The 17,806-nt window shown below is 62.7% G+C and carries 18 protein-coding genes; 7 read left to right on the forward strand and 11 right to left on the reverse strand.

What is annotated here, in order from left to right; genetic code table 11:
* Positions 1–1,098, reverse strand: a 1,098-nt coding sequence (gene egtB, locus VK804_RS21385; RefSeq protein ID WP_414642825.1) for an ergothioneine biosynthesis protein EgtB, incomplete at its 3' end; no start/stop codon positions are given.
* A gap of 312 nt (positions 1,099–1,410) precedes the next feature.
* On the opposite strand from egtB, the gene grxD reads away from it, so the two are divergent.
* Both grxD and VK804_RS21395 read left to right on the forward strand, forming a co-directional pair.
* Entirely contained in the window at positions 1,411–1,749 is a 339-nt protein-coding gene (gene grxD, locus VK804_RS21390; protein ID WP_325373935.1) for a Grx4 family monothiol glutaredoxin, read from the forward strand.
* Positions 1,746–2,300 carry an O-acetyl-ADP-ribose deacetylase gene (locus tag VK804_RS21395; protein ID WP_325374074.1) on the forward strand — a complete coding sequence of 185 codons (555 nt, stop codon included), beginning with the start codon at positions 1,746–1,748 and terminating at the stop codon, positions 2,298–2,300. Before grxD ends, VK804_RS21395 begins: the two co-directional genes overlap by 4 nt.
* 4 nt (positions 2,301–2,304) lie before the next feature.
* Here the strand turns inward: VK804_RS21395 and VK804_RS21400 are convergent, their stop codons facing one another.
* Complete coding sequence (locus VK804_RS21400) at positions 2,305–2,913, reverse strand: hypothetical protein (protein WP_325373937.1); 609 nt, start codon at positions 2,911–2,913, stop codon at positions 2,305–2,307.
* Positions 2,914–3,069: 156 nt separating this feature from the next.
* Here VK804_RS21400 and VK804_RS21405 point away from each other — a divergent pair, with 156 nt between their 5' ends.
* Positions 3,070–4,356 carry a serine hydrolase domain-containing protein gene (locus tag VK804_RS21405; protein ID WP_325373939.1) on the forward strand — a complete coding sequence of 429 codons (1,287 nt, stop codon included), beginning with the start codon at positions 3,070–3,072 and terminating at the stop codon, positions 4,354–4,356.
* Complete coding sequence (locus tag VK804_RS21410; RefSeq protein WP_325373941.1) at positions 4,337–5,635, forward strand: serine hydrolase domain-containing protein; 1,299 nt, start codon at positions 4,337–4,339, stop codon at positions 5,633–5,635. The genes VK804_RS21405 and VK804_RS21410 overlap by 20 nt, the downstream gene beginning before the upstream one ends.
* Before the next feature lie 146 nt (positions 5,636–5,781).
* On the opposite strand, the gene VK804_RS21415 is transcribed toward VK804_RS21410, so the two are convergent.
* From VK804_RS21415 to rpsD, 4 genes are all read right to left on the reverse strand, one after another.
* Positions 5,782–6,849, reverse strand: a complete 1,068-nt coding sequence (locus VK804_RS21415) for a threonine aldolase family protein (protein ID WP_325373943.1) — start codon at positions 6,847–6,849, stop codon at positions 5,782–5,784.
* A 14-nt stretch (positions 6,850–6,863) separates the two neighbouring features.
* The gene (locus tag VK804_RS21420; RefSeq protein WP_325373945.1) at positions 6,864–7,160 is read right to left on the reverse strand and encodes a type II toxin-antitoxin system RelE/ParE family toxin; all 297 of its coding nucleotides are present in this window, start codon (positions 7,158–7,160) and stop codon (positions 6,864–6,866) included.
* Positions 7,153–7,368 carry a hypothetical protein gene (locus tag VK804_RS21425; protein ID WP_325373947.1) on the reverse strand — a complete coding sequence of 72 codons (216 nt, stop codon included), beginning with the start codon at positions 7,366–7,368 and terminating at the stop codon, positions 7,153–7,155. The genes VK804_RS21420 and VK804_RS21425 overlap by 8 nt, the downstream gene beginning before the upstream one ends.
* Positions 7,369–7,439: 71 nt before the next feature.
* Positions 7,440–8,057 (reverse strand): 30S ribosomal protein S4, encoded by a 618-nt coding sequence (rpsD, locus tag VK804_RS21430; protein ID WP_325373949.1) that lies wholly within the window; start codon positions 8,055–8,057, stop codon positions 7,440–7,442.
* Positions 8,058–8,291: 234 nt separating this feature from the next.
* Here rpsD and VK804_RS21435 point away from each other — a divergent pair, with 234 nt between their 5' ends.
* Positions 8,292–9,092 (forward strand): SDR family oxidoreductase, encoded by an 801-nt coding sequence (locus tag VK804_RS21435; RefSeq protein WP_325373951.1) that lies wholly within the window; start codon positions 8,292–8,294, stop codon positions 9,090–9,092.
* Between the two features lie 8 nt (positions 9,093–9,100).
* Here the strand turns inward: VK804_RS21435 and VK804_RS21440 are convergent, their stop codons facing one another.
* From VK804_RS21440 to murI, 4 genes are all read right to left on the reverse strand, one after another.
* A complete protein-coding gene (locus VK804_RS21440) occupies positions 9,101–9,934 on the reverse strand; it encodes an SDR family oxidoreductase (protein WP_325373953.1) in 834 nt (277 codons plus the stop codon).
* Positions 9,935–9,986: 52 nt separating this feature from the next.
* Positions 9,987–10,817 carry an acyltransferase gene (locus VK804_RS21445; protein ID WP_325373954.1) on the reverse strand — a complete coding sequence of 277 codons (831 nt, stop codon included), beginning with the start codon at positions 10,815–10,817 and terminating at the stop codon, positions 9,987–9,989.
* Positions 10,818–11,012: 195 nt separating this feature from the next.
* Positions 11,013–11,798: an HpcH/HpaI aldolase family protein gene (locus VK804_RS21450; RefSeq protein ID WP_414642826.1), complete on the reverse strand. Its 786-nt coding sequence runs from the start codon at positions 11,796–11,798 to the stop codon at positions 11,013–11,015.
* Positions 11,799–11,880: 82 nt separating this feature from the next.
* Positions 11,881–12,678, reverse strand: a complete 798-nt coding sequence (gene murI / locus VK804_RS21455; protein WP_325373955.1) for a glutamate racemase — start codon at positions 12,676–12,678, stop codon at positions 11,881–11,883.
* A 202-nt stretch (positions 12,679–12,880) separates the two neighbouring features.
* Between murI and VK804_RS21460 the strand changes: the two genes are divergently transcribed.
* Positions 12,881–15,301, forward strand: coding sequence for a DUF2235 domain-containing protein (locus tag VK804_RS21460; protein WP_325373956.1), 2,421 nt, complete (start codon positions 12,881–12,883; stop codon positions 15,299–15,301).
* A gap of 14 nt (positions 15,302–15,315) precedes the next feature.
* On the opposite strand, the gene purB is transcribed toward VK804_RS21460, so the two are convergent.
* The gene (gene purB, locus VK804_RS21465; RefSeq protein ID WP_325373958.1) at positions 15,316–16,623 is read right to left on the reverse strand and encodes an adenylosuccinate lyase; all 1,308 of its coding nucleotides are present in this window, start codon (positions 16,621–16,623) and stop codon (positions 15,316–15,318) included.
* Positions 16,624–17,080: 457 nt separating this feature from the next.
* Here purB and VK804_RS21470 point away from each other — a divergent pair, with 457 nt between their 5' ends.
* Positions 17,081–17,677: a TetR family transcriptional regulator gene (locus tag VK804_RS21470; protein ID WP_325373960.1), complete on the forward strand. Its 597-nt coding sequence runs from the start codon at positions 17,081–17,083 to the stop codon at positions 17,675–17,677.
* Positions 17,678–17,806: the final 129 nt, after the last annotated feature.

Here is a 17,806-nt window from a genome sequence, read left to right on the forward strand (position 1 = left end):
GAGCGCGCCCTCGATCGCGCGATAGCCGGGGTAGGGCGAATAGGCGCTGCGCGTCCATTGCCACACGATGCCGAAGGCGTCGTTGAGCTGGCCGGCGCGGCCTGCGACTTCCCATTCCATCTCGGTCGGCAGATGCTTGCCGTGCCAGCGCGCAAAGGCGTCGGCCTCGTAATAGCTGACATGGCAGACCGGGCTTTGCGGATCGAACGGTTTTAACCCGGCGAGCGTCATGATGTGCCACTCGCCGTCGATCTCGCGCCAGTGGCCGGGTGCCTGCCATTGTTCGGCGCTTGCGGTCGCAAAGCCATCCATCAGCCAGAGCGTCGGCGTCGTGTAACCGCCGTCCGCCATGAAGGCGAGCCATTCGGCGTTGGTGACGAGGTTGCGCGCCAGCCGGACCGGACCGACCAGCGCACGGTGGACCGGCTTTTCATTGTCGAAATGAAAGCTGTCACCGGGGTGCCCGATGCTGTGGATGCCCTCATTGAGATCGACCCACTCCTCGCCTGAGCGCGTCGAAAAAGGAAAGCGCCAGGAGGCATCGTAGGCGGGTGGAATCGGATTTTGCGCAAACGCATGCAGGATGTCGGTCAGCATCAATTCCTGATGCTGCTGTTCGTGGTTGAGGCCGACCTCCACGAGGGGAGCGATGGCGGCCAACTTGTCGTCGGGGGCCTCGCGAAAGAATTTTACGATCGCTGCATCGACGTGGCGCCGGTAGGCGGTGATCTCATCGGCGCTCGGCCGGGTCAAATCGCCGCGCCGGTGGCGGGCGTGACGCGGCCCCGCGCTGACGTAGTAGGAATTGAACAGGAACGCGTAATCGGGATGGTAGGGCGCATAGCCCTCGCTGTGCTCGCCGAGCAGAAATTGTTCGAAAAACCAGGTGGTATGGGCGCGGTGCCATTTTGCCGGGCTCGCGTCCGGCATCGACTGGATCAGCTGGTCTTCCGGCGAAAGCGGGGCGGCGCGGCGCTCGGTCTCGTTCCGCACAGCCAGATAGGCTTCCACCAGATTCTGGGCAAGATTGCCGGAATCGGAGAACAATGACGGGCAAGGGCCGGCAAGCGTGGCCGCAGCAAATGCTGTTTTCGTCACGGTAGTCTCCGGTTCGCAGGAGAACGTCGCTCCAGCCGGCGGGTTCCCCGAGAATAGCCTGTCCTAGATAGGGGCTTCCGTCCGGGAAAAAAGCCTCCCTGGACCATGATATTGGCACCATCAGCCCATGGGCGGGGTCGATGGCCGAGCCTCGCGCGCCTCCGGGACGATCGGCCCCGCGCATGCCAGCTCCTCGCCATTTTACTTTGGATGCACAACGGTTTGGGGTACATATATGAGATGTCGGGTTTGTCGGGCCGGCCGGCCCGGAAGGCTATGCCGCCAGCGGGCACGCCCCAAAAGGAAGCGAAGATGAGCATCGAGCAATTCATTGACAACGAAGTGAAGTCGAACGACGTCGTGCTGTTCATGAAGGGAACGCCGCAGTTTCCGCAATGCGGTTTTTCCGGCCAGGTGGTGCAGATCCTCGACCATGTCGGGGTCGGCTACAAGGGATTGAACGTCCTGGAATCCGCCGAGCTGCGCAACGGCATCAAGACCTATTCGAACTGGCCGACCATTCCCCAACTCTACGTCAAGGGCGAGTTCGTCGGCGGCTGCGACATCATCCGCGAGATGTTCCAGGCCGGCGAACTGCAACAGCTGTTTGCCGACAAGGGCGTCACGGTCAGCGCGGCGGCCTCCGCCTGAATCGGGCGGCATGCCAGATCGGCCCGGCGCGGCTGGAAGTCATCGTCGCCGACATCACGACGCTTCGCGTTGACGCCATCGTTAACGCGGCGAACACCTCGCTGCTCGGCGGCGGGGGCGTCGATGGCGCGATCCATCGCGCGGCCGGACCTGAACTTCTGGCCGAATGCCGCACCCTGAATGGGTGCATGACCGGCGGCGCCAAAATTACCAGGGGTTATCGGCTGCCGGCACGGCATGTGATTCATGCCGTCGGTCCGGTTTGGAATCAGGGCAGCCACGGCGAAGATGCCGCGCTCGCCTCGTGTTACACCAGCGCCGTCGAATTGTGCCAAAGCCACAGCCTCGCCTCCGTCGCGTTTCCCGCGATCTCGACGGGCATTTATCGTTTCCCCGCCGACCGCGCCGCGCGGATCGCGGTTAAGACGACGGTGACTGCACTGGCTGCGGCGCCCGCGGTTTCCCGGGTGATCTTCTGCTGCTTCTCGAAGGAGAGCGCCGCCCTGCACGCGGAGGCGATGGCCGAATTCGGCAGCCCGTGCGCCGATTGAGCCGTCATGACGGCTTCGGCGCCGGCCAGCCGAAAATCCAGGTCAGAACCGGAAATGGCGTCAGAAACTGCAGCAGACAGGCGGCGATCACGATCATCGCCGCGTAGAACAGTAACGCGCGCAGCATGCGGTGTCCGAGCGGTGGGTAGGGCGGCTTGTTGTCCGCCGGCCAGGCGAAAGCCTCTTCCCAGTCTCGCTGGGAAATGTGATCAGGCCTGATTCGCTCCAAGGGCACCCAGGCGCGGTAAGCCCCGATCCCGCGCTCGCGCGCGATCGCGCTTCGCAGGTAGAACAGGTTGTGACGCCCGGCAAAATCAATGGCCGCAATGGCCAAAAGGCGCGCAAGCCAGAGAATGAAGGATCCGGCCAGGTAGACATAGGCGATCATGAAACCAAATGTGAGCCAGGACCGGGTGAAGGATTTTACAGTGAAAATCGCCGAGACCATCTCCACAGTGGATTCGACCAGTTTGTCGAGGCCGGCAAAGATTTCGCCGAATATCGATTTGTCGTCTGCGGCCTGCAGCCAGAGAATGATTGCGATCACGATGGCGAACTGAACCAGGGGAAATCGGATCAGGCCTCGTATTGGAGCTGAAATCAGCTTGATCATCCGGCGGTGCTCCCATGGGCACAAGGCATATATCACGATCCGGGTTCCGCAGATGTCGCGAAATAGACCGGCCGCGGCCGAGGGACGTGGTTGGCGGGCCTTGTGCCCCTTGAACCGGCCGCTACACTCTGTCGGCAGGATTTTGCGGGAGGGGACATGAATTCACGCGATGCATTGCGGTTGCTTGCCTGCGGAGTGTGGCTCGCGATCGCGCCGACGTCATCGGCTGGCGCCGAAGGCACCTTCGATATTCCCGCCGGTGCGCATTTCAACCCGCAAAAACTCGAGCGGGTCGGCGACTATCTCCGCGACCAGGTCGCGCAGGGCAAGATCCCCGGCGCGATCGTCCTGATTGAGCAGCACGGCAAGCCGGTCTACCACGAATTCTTCGGCGTGCGCGATGTCGCGACCAAGCAGCCGATGACGGATGACACCATCTTCCGGCTGTTTTCGATGTCGAAACCGATCACGTCAGTGGTGGCGATGCAACTGATCGAAGAGGGCAAGCTGAAGCTCGACGATCCCGTCGCGAAATACATTCCGTCCTTTGCCAATGTGAAGGTCGGCGTCGAAAACAAAGCCGCCGACGGCACCAAGACGCTGGACCTGGTGGCGCCCAAACGGCCGGTAACGATTCTCGACCTGATGACCCAGACTTCCGGAATCACCTATGGCTTCTATGGCGACAGCATGGTGCGGCTGGCCTATCGCAACGCCAAAATATATGACGGCGATTTCGACAACGCCGAGTTTGCCGAGCGGATCGCCAAATTGCCACTGGCGGAACAGCCGGGCACGCTGTGGGACTACGGCCACTCGACCGACATTCTCGGCCGGATCATGGAGGTGGTGTCGGGGAAATCCCTGCTCGGGATCGAGAAGGAAAAGCTGCTCGATCCGTTGCACATGTCTGAGACGACCTTCTATGTCACCGATCCCGACAAGCAAAAATTGATCGCCAAGCCGATGCCTGGCGATAGCGACTTCCGGGTCGGCTTTACGGGTTATGCCGACGTCCCGATGAAGTGGGAATCCGGCGGCGGCGGCATGGTTTCGTCGCTCGCGGACCTCGCCCGCTTCTCGCAAATGCTGCTCAATGGCGGCGAACTCGACGGCAAGCGATATCTGAGCCCCAAAACCTTCGAGAACATGACCTCGGACCATATCGGCGCCACCTCAGGGGTCGGGCGCGACTTTTTCTATTTCCCCGGCGACGGGTTCGGCTTCGGGCTCGGTTTTGGCGTCCGTACCGATCCGGGCAATGCAAAACCGCCGCCGGCGGGCTCGCTGGGCGAGATCAAATGGGACGGCGCCAGCGGCTGCCTTTTCGTGGTCGACCACAAGCAGGACATGTTTTTCGTATTGCTGGAGCAGACCCCGTCCGAGCGGCAGAAGATACAGCCGATGGTGAAGAAACTGATCTATGAAGCGATGGAGAACTGACGGGTTTTCACGATGGCGGCGCGGCCTTGCCGCGCTCGGGCTTCTGATTGTCGCGCTCGCGGCCGGGCGACCCGATGCCGGGAGCGCGGAAACGCCCGCTCCGATTTTGGCGAGTTTTTCGCCGCAGAAGCTGCAGGGGATCGGCGACTACTTCCGCAATGAGGTTGCAAGCGGCAAGATTCCCGGCGCCGTCATTCTGGTCCAGCAGCACGGCGACCCCGTTTATTTCCAGAGTTTTGGTCTGCGCGACGTCGCAACCAAAATTCCAATGAGCCCGGACACCATCTTCCGACTGTATTCAATGTCGAAGCCGATCACCTCGGTCGCAGCCATGATGCTGGTCGAGGACGGCAAGCTCAAGCTCGACGATGCCCTCTCAAAATACATCCCGGCATTTGCGGACACCAAAGTTGGCGTCGAAAAGCCGGATGAAGGCGGCGAGCTGGTGCTTGAGCCGCTGCAGCGGCCGATCACGATCGAAGACCTGCTGCGCCACACCTCGGGCCTCACCTATGGCTTCTACGGCGACAGCACGGTGCGAAAGCTCTACGCGAATTCCGGCCTGTACGAAGGCGATTTTGACAATGCTCAATTTGCCGATCGCCTGGCAAAGCTGCCGCTGGCCGAACAGCCGGGAACGCTGTGGGACTACGGGCATTCGACCGATGTACTCGGCCGCGTCATCGAGGTGGTGTCGGGGCAGTCGCTGTTCCAGTTCGAGAAACAGCGGCTGCTCGATCCCCTGGGAATGAAGGATACGGCCTTCTACATCACCGACGAGACGAAGCGCGCCCTGATCGCCGAACCGCTGCCCGACGATCGCTTTGTCAGCCCGGTGGCCGGAATTCACGATCCGATGACGCCGCGTCGCTGGGAATCCGGCGGCGCGGGCATGATCGGCACGATCGGTGATTACGCCCGCTTTGCGCAAATGCTGCTCAACGGCGGCTCGCTTGACGGCCGACGCTACCTCAAGGCGGAGACGGTGGCCTTGATGACCTCCGACCATATCGGACCGGAAACGAACATCGCGCGCGACTATTACTATTTTCCGGGAGCTGACAGCGGCTTCGGTCTCGGCTTCGCCGTACGGACCTCGCACGAGCCGGGAACAGATTTGCCGCTCGGCGAATACCGCTGGGACGGCGTCGGCGGCACCTTCTTCTTCATCGATCCGCAAGACGACATGTTCACGATCTGCATGATGCAGTCGCCGTCGCAGCGCGGACGGATCGAGACGGAACTGAAGGGGATGGTCTACCAGGCGCTGGAGAAGTAGATAGCGCCACTTCCGTCATTGCGAGCGAAGCGAAGCAATCCATCTTTGCAGCGGCAAGAATATGGATTGCTTCGTCGCGGAGTTTATCATCGGGCCGGCCAAGGGCCGGACCCGTTGGCTCCTCGCAATGACGGGGTCATGAGAGACTAAGCCCCCCTTACAATGTCGCGCACCAGGGTGACCGTTTCCTCGATCATGCCTGCCGTGACGTCGAGATGGGTGCAGGCGCGGATGCGGCCGTCCATCATGGCGAGCAGCACGCCTCGCCGGCCGAGGCCTTCGACCATTTTCTGGCCGCTGACGCCTGCGCCATCGGGTTTGAAGAATACCAGGTTGGTTTCGGGCTCTTGCACTTCCATGCCTGCGATCTGCGACAGCCCCCGCGCCAGCGCGCGGGCGTTGGCGTGATCCTCCACCAGCCGATCGACATGATGGTCGAGCGCGTAGGTGCAGGCCGCGGCACAGATGCCGGCCTGGCGCATCGAGCCGCCGAGCCGCTGCTTCCAGCGCCAGACCTCGTCGATGAAATCGCTGCTGCCGGCGATCACAGCGCCGACCGGTGCGCCGAGACCCTTGGAGAAATCGATCCAGGCGGAATCCCAACCCGCCGCCATGTCCTGCGCGGATATCCCCGTCGCAACGCAGGCGTTGAGCAGCCGCGCGCCGTCCATGTGGGTGGCAAGCCCGCTTTGTTTGGCGATCTGCACGACCTCGTCGAGCGCGGCCTTCTTCCAGATCGTGCCGCCGCCGATATTGGCAGTCTGTTCGACGCTGACCACGGCCTGCGGCGGCTGATAGCGGCTGCGCGGGTGCAACGCCCTGCGAAAGGCGTCGGGTGAAAATTGGCCGTCCGCGCCCGGCAGCGGCATGATCTGGAAACCGCCGAGGGCTGCATGGGCGCCGCCTTCGCGGGCGATGATGTGGGCGGTCTCATGCGCCAGGATTTCGTCGCCGCGCCGGCAATGCACCAGGGTCGCCGCGACGTTGCACATCGTGCCCGAGGGCATGAACACCGCGGCCTGCTTGCCCAGCAGGCCGGCGACGCGCTCGCATAATTCATTCACCGCCGGATCGTCGCCGATCTGCTCGTCGCCGACCTCGGCGCGTGCGATCGCCTCGCGCATCCCGGGCGTCGGCCGGGTCTGGGTGTCGGAAAGGAGATTGATGCGGACCGGCGGCGATTTGGGATTGCGAGGGGGAGGGGTGTAGGTCATGGCTGGTCTCACCGCTATTCGAAAAGTCGTGGTCGGATGTCTTGGGCGCCATGAATGATGGCGTGAATTTCGACGTGATCCGGCTGAACACTGTAGAAGATCAGATGTGATTGAAAGCGGAAGCGTCGATAGTCCGGTGCCAGTTCGTCAACCGGCTGGCCGATCCGGGGAAAGTCGGCAAGAAGTCCACAAGAACGAACCAAGCCGGCGTGGTAAGCATCGGCCTGATACGCCCCAAATTTGCTTTCGGTAAAATCGTAGATGTCGATCAGGTCGGCGCGCGCACGATGACTAAGCCGGTATTCAGCCATGGCGGCGCGCGGCGACTCGCAACCTGGCAGCGGCAAGAATGTCGTCTGGCGTATCGGTTGTGAAGGTGTTGCAATCCGGGTGCTGGAATAGCTGTTGGTAGCGACGCACCTGCTCGTCGCGGGGCAAGTCCGCCCACGCGGCAAGTTCCGCCTCGGTCGGCGTGGCCGACGGCATCATGCGTGCTGGCATATCGATCGTCTTCGACATCCCTGAATCATAGCACACAAAAAGGCCCCGGCAAAACCGGGGCCCTTCGATCTCGTTCACCGCCGACAAAATCAGCGCGAATAGAATTCGACGATCAGATGCGGCTCCATCTGCACCGGGAACGGCACGTCCGACAGCGCCGGGATGCGGGCGAATTTCGCCGTCATCTTGGAGTGATCGACTTCGAGGAAATCGGGCACGTCGCGCTCGGAAAGCTGGATCGCTTCCAGAACGTGGGTAAGCTGCTTGGAGGATTCCTTCACCTCGATGAGGTCGCCGACCTTCACCTTGTAGCTCGCGATATTGACGCGGCGGCCGTTCACCTTGACGTGGCCGTGGTTGATGAACTGGCGCGCGGCGAACATGGTGGCGACGAATTTGGCGCGATAGATCACGGTGTCGAGACGGCGCTCCAGCAGCCCGATCAGGTTCTCGCCGGTATCGCCCTTCATCCGGCCGGCCTCGACATAGACGCCGTGGAACTGGCGCTCGCTGATATTGGCGTAGTAGCCCTTCAGCTTCTGCTTGGCGCGCAGCTGCACGCCGAAGTCGGAAAGTTTTCCCTTGCGGCGTTGGCCGTGCTGGCCGGGGCCGTATTCCCTGCGGTTGACGGGGCTCTTCGGGCGGCCCCAGATATTCTGGCCCATACGGCGATCGATCTTGTATTTCGCCTCACTGCGCTTGGTCATCGCGTCCTCTTTAAAGGTTGGTTTTGAGGAAACGCGCCCTCCTGTGCGCCGGGAAGTTCCCGGTGCCGACAGGTCCAGCCCCCAAAGCTTGAGGAGACGGACCGCGGGTCGCGAAACGCATCGCGGGCCGAAACCGGCCCGCGAGCAGGCGGTTTCTAGGCATTATCGGTCCGACTGTCAAATCGGCGATCCGGCCGGTAAGAGAGGGCCGTGGGATGCCTCGGCAGGCCTCCGATGTCCGAAAAACGGGTCGCCTTCATGCAGCCAGCCATCGTGGTCACAGGGGCATCTTCCGGTCTGGGAGCGGAATTTGCCAAATTGGCGGCCGCTGATGGGGCGAGCGTGGTCCTGATCGCGCGCTCCAGGCCCGAATTGGACCTGCTGGCGGCCGATATCAACCGATCGGGCGGATCTGCCGTGGTCCTGGCGATCGATCTGACCGCGCCCGATGCGGGTGAAGTCATCGCGCGTGAGCTCAAAACCCTCGATTTATACTGCCACATCCTCGTCAATAACGCAGGCTTCGGCCTGTTCGGCGATGCGGCGGAACTGGATCGCGAGCGCCAGCTCGCCATCATCGACGTCAACGTCCGTGCGGCGACCGAGCTGATGCTGCGATTCCTGCCCGCCATGGTCGCCCGCAAGAGCGGCGCCGTCCTCAACGTCGGATCGGTGGCGGGATTTGCGCCGGGACCGCGAATGGCGGTCTATTTCGCGAGCAAGGCCTACCTGCTTTCCATCTCGCAAGCGCTGATGGGTGAAGTCAGGGATAGCGGCGTCACCGTGACATGCCTTTGCCCGGGTCCGTTACGGACTCCGTTTCTGGCGCGTGCGGGAGCCGACAAGACGGCGCTGTTCAAGGGAATACACAAACTCGACGCCGATGCGGTGGCCCGCGCCGGCTGGGACGCCATGAAGGCAGGGCACGCGCTTTGCGTGCCAGGCTTCGGCGCCAAATTCGCTGCGATGGTGACCCGGCTGCTTCCCCGCGCGGTCCTGCTGGCGATCGTCGGGCATATGCAAGGCGAGCGCTGACCCGGCCGTTACGGCAGCTTCTGCATCTCATCCTCCGGGATGATGGCGCCGCGCGATCGCCATCCCTCGCGATTCAGGAGGTCGACGAGCCCCGGAAAGAAGCGGTTGAGGTACCACATCACATGCGCGGCGAAGGTGACGATGACCAACCCGCGGTCGCGCTTGATGGCCTCGACGGTGGCGTGCGCGACCCGCTCCGGCGTCGTAAACAGCCACGCCGGGATCCTCGGCATCTTGGAATAGATTTTTGAGGGACCGTCCGGCTCGATCATCGGCGTCTTGACCAGGCCCGGACAAATCACGCTGACCCCGAAATTGTTGCGGTGATAGTCGTTGCGCATCGCCAGCGTAAAGCCGACCAGGCCGTACTTGCTGGCCTGATAGGCGGCAAGCCCGCGGACCGGGACCAGGCCGAAAATACTCGACATGTTGACGATATGGGCCTCGTCGGCGCGCGCCAGCAGGTTCATCAGATGGGTGGTGATTTGCATGGGCGCGAGCAGGTTGACGGCCATGAGATTGCGCCAGTCGCTGTCCTTGACCGAGCGCTGCTGGCCATAGAGCGCGATACCCGCGCAATTGACGAGAATGTGCAGCGGACCGGCTGAAAACAGCCGGTCCAGCAGCTCAGTGATTTCCTCGGGCTGCGTCAGGTCGCAAACGGCAGTCGTTGCGCCCACGCCAAGTTTCGCCGCTTCCTCTCGGGTCGATTCCAGCCCCGCGACATCGTGGTCGGTGAGCACGACATTGACGCCCTCGCGCGCCAGCGCGATCGCGATCGCGCGACCGATTCCGGAGGCGGCGCCGGTGACGAATGCGGTGCGTCCACGTAAGGTCTTCATCGGTCGGCGGCTAGCCCCATTGTTGCATCTCCGTCAAGCGCTCGACGGCCGGTCAGGTTGTGTTGGTGAATTCCCGGGAAATTCCGCTCGCCAGACCGGGGTCGATCCGCCTGGTGAGCGTCGGAGCGGCTGTAGCCCGCTCATTTGCGACCAGCGCCAGAATCTCATCGGAGAGCGGATTGTTCAAGATTTGCTCGAGCCGCGACAGCTCGCCACCGATAAAGGCGGCGTCGGCGATCCGGTGATCCCAGCGGATCATCACGTCGATGGTGCCATCGTCCGATACCTTGTCATAGCTGAGGATGAAGGATTGCGGGCCGAGCGCTTCGACTTCACCGCCGCCGAAGGCTGCGACCGAGGTGACCAGAAGCGTGCCCAGATAGTTGCCGCGCTGGCGGCCGAAATTGAGGCCGATGGCCCAGGCGAGCCGCCGGAGCGGCTGGGGCAGGCGGGTCACCATCATGGTCTTGCGGAAGAACGGCGTCGCCTCGATGGGCTGGCTTTTCGCGCTCCGGATCATGGCATCCGCCTCGGCCAGCGAGGTCAGATCGGGCGCCTTGACGGGAAACAGCAACACGCCATCGGGGGTTGCGTCAGGCGCCACGACAATCATGGCAAGTGTTTGGGGAAAATCGTAGAAGTGCGGCCACGGCCATTTCAGATAGACCCGGCGCAGGATCGGCTGTTCGGCGGCCAGGATCGCAAACGCCTTGGCGAAAATCGCGGCCCAGGCCGGCCGGTTGCGCAGACTTTTTCGCGCGGCGGCCAGCCGTCCGATGGAGAGGGTCCGGCGGACGGCGACGAACGGGACGTCTGCCGACGCGCGCATGAGGTCGATGATGACGCGGCGGGACAGGGAAATCTTTCGAACCGTTCCGCGCATCGTTTCACTCGAGTTCCCGCAACCGCAAACCGGCGAACTGGATGGCTCCGCTCGCCGGCATCTGATCTAGCACGAACCTGGGGGACTGACGCCAGATGCTTGTGCGGCCAGGGCTTGAGCGAGCCGAGTGGCCGGGGTCGGCGACGAGACAAATTCCAAGTATTTTCAGCAGCTTGTTTCGACAATTCGCCGGATTTAGCGCCGAATGCCCGCAAAACTCGCAACGATGCCCCGTTGAAACAGCGACCAGTCGAAGCCGAGCGCCAGCGCCAGATAGCCGCGCTCGATCATCTGGTTGGCCTGCTCGGCGGTGCGCGCCACCCCGCCGATCGGGACGCCGCTCTTGAGGATGCCGGCCTCGGCGCGCGCCATCAGCGCCTGCACCTCGGGATCGTCGATCAGGCCGCGTTTATCGACGGAGGTCGCGAGATCGCCGGGGCCGATCACCGCGACATCGATGCCGGGAGTAGCCATGATCTCGTCGATACGGTTGACGGCCTCGACATGCTCGATGGTGATCATGCAGATCATGTCGTCGTCGGCGGTTGCCATGTAGTCGCCCATCGAGACGCCCCAGCGGAACGGGGCGTGGAAGGGACCCCACAGCCGTTCGCCGCGCGGCGGATAGCGCACGCTGCGCACGGCTTTTTCGGCATCGGCGCGGCTGCAGATCATCGGGAAATTGATGCCGAGCGCACCGATGTCCATCGGCGCCTTCGCCAGCCATGGCTCGTTGGCGGCGATCCGCGCCAGCGGCACGCAGGGCGTGCCCGAGGTCGCCACAATCATCGCATGCGCGGAGGAAAGATCGATCGGTCCGTGCTCGAGGTCGACGATGATCCAGTCGAGCCCGGAACGCGCCATGATCTGCACGGTCTGGATGCTGGGGATGGTCGCGATCGCGCCAAAGGTCGGACGCCCCTGCCGCCATGATTCGCGCAGGCGGTTCAGCGGTGCAGGCGCAGGCGGCGTCAAATCCATGCTCCGTTCGCTAAGGCGTTGAAGGGCGGTCGCAGATGACGCTAGCAGCGCGGCCACGGGCCGGAAAGCGTCAATCGCCGCTTCACACGGGAACACGGCCGCCGAAAAATGGCATCAAGGCGTGGCTCAGCGCGTGCGGCCGCTTCGACGTGAAGATCATTTCGGCCCCGGCGTGATCTGCCTCGGTGCCGGCGGACGGCAGCAAATCCGAAACCCGCCGCGCGATCGCCGGCGCCGGATCGATCCAGTCGACCGGCCACGGCGCGAGCCGCACCAACCGGTCCAACAGCAACGGATAATGCGTGCAGGCCAGCACAATGGTGTCGGTGCGCGCCGGATCGGTCGCGCCGGTGCCGACAAAACAGGGCGCCAGTTCGTCGAATATCTCGCGGTCGCTCACCTCGACACCGTTCAGGGCGGCTTCCGCCAGCGAGGCAAGCTCCGCCGATCCGATCAGCGTCACCTCGCAGCCCTGGCCGTGATCCCGGATCAATGCCTGGGTATATTCGCGCTTGACGGTGGCCTTGGTGCCCAGCACCGAGACCCGCCTGGTCTTCGAGGCGGCGCAGGCCGGCTTGATCGCAGGCACGGTACCGACAAAGGGCACGCGATAGGCGGCCCGCAAATGGCTCATGACCGAAACCGACATCGTGTTGCAGGCAATCACGACCAGATCGGGCACATGCGCGGCGATCAATTCGCCGACCAGCGGCACCACGCGCGCGATGATCTCTTCCTCGCCGTGGTGGCCATAGGGAAAGAACGCGTCATCGGCGACATAGACATAGTGCGCATCAGGCCGCGCACGCACGATCTCACGCAACACCGTGAGGCCGCCAAGGCCGGAATCGAACACGAGAATCGTCGGAGGTGGTGACACGAAAGCGATCTTATCCGATCCGGGGTTACCGTTCAGTTGTTATTGCTGGTCGGCATGGCTGTGCCGCAGAACGGCCCCGGGGATCGTGCGCCGCACCCGATCGCCGCTCAAGCCCATCCCCATTCTCCCTGTGATTGCAGCTTGCCTATGTCGCAATTTCAGGCAAGCTTGGCGGTTTTACGGCGGGAGCAGGGGGGCATCCATGTCGAAAAATATCATTCTGCTATCCGACGGCACCGGCAACAGTTCGGCCAAGCTTTTCAGGACCAACGTTTGGCAGCTGTTTCAGGCACTCGATCTCACCGATCCGGCGCGGCAGGTCGCCTATTACGATGATGGCGTGGGCACCTCGTCATTCAAGCCGTTCGCCATCCTCGGCGGCGTCTTCGGCTTCGGCCTGAAGCGCAACGTCATCGACATCTATTCCTTCTGCTGCCGCAACTATAGGGATGGCGACAAGATCTACGGTTTCGGCTTCAGCCGCGGCGCCTTCACGATCCGCGTCGTCGCCGGTTTCATCGCCCGCATCGGGCTCGTCAATTACGACGGCAACGAGGCGCATCTGGCGCGCGATGCCGAGATCGCCTACCGCGGCTACCGCAAGATCAAGAATTTCAAATCCGGCGGCAACATCCTGATCGGGCCGCTGCGGGCGCTGCGCGACTGGGTAAGCCACGTCGTTTTCCGCAAGCCGACGCTGGAACAACTCGATTTGGTCGGAATCGAAAAATTCGACTTCCTCGGCGTCTTCGACACCGTCGGCGCCTATGGCGGGCCGATCGAGGAGATCACGCGTGCCATCGACTACTGGTATTGGCCGCTGTCGATGCCCGACCAGTTCATGAATCACAAGATCGTCCGCGCCTGTCACGCGCTGGCGCTGGAGGAGGAACGCGACTCCTTCCATCCGGTGCTTTGGGACGACCGCTATGTGCGCGCCGACGACGGGCTCTATCCCGCGGCTCACGGCTGGGCCCCTGCGCCGCTGGACCCGAACAAGGTCTTGGCCGCCATCGACCGCGAACGCATCAGCCAGGTGTGGTTCGTCGGTGTGCACTCCGACATCGGCGGCGGATATTCGCGTGACGGTCTCGCCTATTGCACGCTGGCATGGATGATGGAGCGCGCCGGCGTCTATGGCCTGCACTATCTGTCGGTGCAGGAAAGCTGGCTCAAGAGCTTTGCCGACCGCTACGACCAGCTCAACGATTCACGTCATGGACTTGGCGGCTACTATCGCTATCGGCCGCGCAAGCTCGCCGATATCTACAACGAGCCACCCTATAAGCTGTCGATCGGCGAGGATCTGCGGCGCATCTTCAATCTCCTCTTTGACCGGGGCGACCCCGAGCACGAAGTGAAGAAGGAACTCGCATTGCCGGGGTCGTATGTTGCGCGACCCGCGCCAAAAGTTCATCGGAGCGTCCTGGACCGCATCCGGTCGGGGACCGACGGCTACAGCCCCATCGTGTTGCCGCAAGAATATTATGTCGTGGGTGATGACGGTGCGGTTGCGTTGAACATCGCCGCTGCGGAGACCGGCGCAGCTTCGCGCGCGATTCGTCAGGAGAAAGCCTGGGATTGGGTCTGGGCGCGCCGCATCACCTATTTTCTGACGGTGTTCGCTTCGTTGTTCCTGGTGGCGCTGCCGGCCATCGAAAAGCACAAGCCGCCACGCGGACCTGCCAGTCCGGCCGAGGTCGTCGTGCCTTTCATCGACCTGGTGGGTGCGTTCCTGCCGTCCTTTGCAAAACCCTGGCTCGAGGCGTTCAGGAATTCGCCGGGGCAATTCCTCGCCGGCGTGCTGCTCCTCGGCATTCTGATGTATGCAGGCGGCTGGATGCAGGGACACATCCGCGACGTGATGCGCGGTATCTGGCGAACCCCGACCGCCCCGGCGCAGCCGCCCGGAGGTTTTGTTTACAAGCTCCGCACGGCCGGGCCCTATCGCGCATTCTTCTATGTGGTCAAACACTGGATTTTGCCGAGCATTTTCGCCTTGCTTATTTTCGTTGTGCTGGTGATCGCGGTCGTGACGCTGGTCAACCGGGTGTCGTTCGCGATGTTCGATCTGACGGGGCAGGTGTGCGTGCCCAGCCAAAACCCGCAACTCGTCACCGGCAGCGCCACCAAACCGTTCGAAACCAGGACGCTGTGCAACGCCACCGGGCTCGCGATGGAAAGGAACAAGTCCTATCGACTCTCCATCGTCGTCACCGACCCCTGGGAAGACGGTCACAACTTCAAGGAGCCCGATCCGGTAAAGGCGAAGGGGATCGAAACCGATCCGCAAGGCTTTGGCGTGGAAAAGATGACCCCCGCGATGTGGCTGGGTCTTCCGATCCGGCGGCTGGTCGGCTCAAACTGGTTCGCGACCATCCTTCGCATCGGCAACAGGGGTTTTGGCGAGATCGTGCCGTCGTTGGATCGCATAGATCCACCGCGTTGCCAGTGCCCGGGTACGACGAGCTATACGGCGACATTCACGGCGCGAAAATCCGGCGAACTGTTCGTCTACGTCAACGACAGCGTGATCGGCATTCCCAAATATTTCGATTACTTCTATACCTTGAACAACAAGGGAACGGCCAATCTGACGATCGAGTTGCTGCCGGACAAATAGCGAGCAGGCCTTGGTTAGCTTTCCCCGAACACGCGGCGGAAGATGGTATCGACGTGCTTGAGGTGATAGCCGAGGTCGAACTGCTCGGAGATTTCCGCATCGGTGAGATACTTCTTCACCTCAGGGTCTTTCTTCAACAGCGTCTGGAAATCGCCTTCGCCGCGCCACACCGGCATGGCGTTGCGCTGCACCAGCTTGTAGGCATCCTCGCGACTCGCGCCTTTCTGCGTTAGTGCCGTCAGAATCCGCTGCGAGTGGATGAGCCCGCCGAGCCGGTTCATGTTCCTCAGCATGTTTTCGGGATAGACCAGCAGGTTGTCGATCAGGCCGGCGAGCCGGTTGAGGGCAAAATCCAGCGTCACCGTCGCGTCCGGCGCGATCATGCGCTCGGCGGAGGAGTGCGAGATATCGCGCTCGTGCCACAGCACGACGTTCTCCATCGCCGGCGTCACATAGGCGCGCACCATGCGCGACAGCCCGGTGAGATTCTCCGACAGCACCGGATTGCGCTTGTGCGGCATCGACGAGGAACCTTTCTGGCCCTCGGAGAAGAATTCTTCCGCCTCCAGCACCTCGGTGCGCTGCAGGTGCCGGATTTCGGTGGCAAGCCGCTCGACCGAGGAAGCGATCACGCCAAGCGTTGCAAAATACATCGCATGGCGGTCGCGCGGGATCACCTGCGTGGAGATCGGTTCGGGCGTCAGGCCCATGGCCTTGGCGACATGCTCTTCGACGCGCGGATCGATTTGCGCGAAGGTGCCGACCGCCCCCGAAATCGCGCAGGTCGCGACTTCCTTGCGGGCGGCGAGCAGCCGCTCGCGGGCGCGGGAGAACTCAGCATAGGCGTAGGCGAGCTTCAGCCCGAAGGTGACGGGTTCGGCATGGATGCCGTGCGAACGGCCAATGGTCGGCGTCATCTTGTGCTCGAAGGCACGCTTCTTCAGCGCCTTAAGCACCTTGTCGACGTCGTCGATCAAGAGATCGGCGGCGCGCGTCAACTGCACGTTGAGGCAGGTGTCGAGCACGTCGGAGGAGGTCAAGCCCTGGTGCACGAAGCGTGCCTCGGGGCCGACGATCTCCGCCAGATGGGTGGTGAAGGCGATGACGTCGTGCTTGGTTTCGCGCTCGATCTCGTCGATCCGCGCCACATCGAAAATGACGTCGCGGGCCTTGGCCCAGATGGCTTTGGCGGCTTCCTTCGGAATCACACCCAATTCGGCCTGTGCGTCCGCCGCATGCGCCTCGATTTCAAACCAGATCTTGAAGCGCGTCTGCGCCTCCCAGATGGCGGCCATTTCCGGGCGGGTATAACGGGGAATCATCGAGGACTCGTGGCTCATGGCGGGACTGGTGGGGGTTACACCGCGCTTTAGCAGAGCGGCGGGAGTGAAACAAACCTGCGCCGGTCGCGAACTGGTGCTTCCGCACAGCTATGCAGCCGGCCGGGTCCGCTCAATCACGGAATATTGAATGACAGATATTGAAATCTGTCAGCGGGATGTCCTATATTCGCTTTGACGCCAAACTGGGCGTTACCGGGATTTTGCGGGCCCGTCGGCCCGAAAAGCCCCGGAGTTGCAAAGGACGACCGCTATGACTATCGAAATTCTTTACCTGACCTCCCAATTCCAGCGCTGGCTCAACCGGCGAGTGGCCCGCCACCTTGCCGCCCAGGTCGAGCGGCTGACCCGTTAACAGATAACGGCGGCGACGAGCCGCCGGATCGCGATCCGCAAGCCCGAAAATGATGCGGAAGCTCAAAAAAGGGATGGTGCGCGCATGAACGAGAACGTTGTTCTGACACCTGAGCGAATTCTCGAGGTGACCGAGGACGTGCTGCGCCGCTTCGGGCTCGCCAAAGCTACCGTGGTCGACGTGGCGCGCGCGCTCGACGTCAGCCACGGCAGCGTCTACCGCCATTTTCCGAGCAAGGCCTCGCTGCGCGAAGCGGTGGCCAAACGCTGGCTCGACCGCACTAACGCGCCGCTTGCGAAGATCGCGGAGTCTTCCGGACCGGCGCCGGCGCGGCTGGAGCGCTGGCTGCGCACGATGATCGCGATCAAGCACAAGAAGCTTCTGGACGACCCCGAGATGTTCGAAACCTATCTCACTTTGGCGCAGGAAGCGTGCAAGGTGGTGAAGGCGCACAAGGACGGCCTGGTCGATCAGATCGTACATATCCTGTCGGACGGGGTAGAACAGGGTGCCTTCCAAATCGCCGACGTCAAGGCCACGGCGCGGGCGCTGTTCGACGCCACCAGCCGCTTCCATCATCCCGCCCATGCCGAGGAATGGAAGGACCCGCTTCTATCGGTGCGGATCGACGCTGCGCTGGCGCTCCTGCTCAAAGCCCTGGAGGCGCCGCGCAAGCGCTAGGCCATCTCCGGCGCTCCATTTCAGTCGTGTGATTTTCAATCGCGCGCTTTCGGCGCGATTGTGCGCCGCCTGCTTGCTGATGTTTGATGTCGGTCAAATCGGGCGTAGGCCCGGCGAACGGGATCGGCG

The sequence above is a fragment of the Bradyrhizobium sp. genome, from assembly GCF_035484855.1.
Classification (GTDB): Bacteria; Pseudomonadota; Alphaproteobacteria; order Rhizobiales; family Xanthobacteraceae; genus Bradyrhizobium.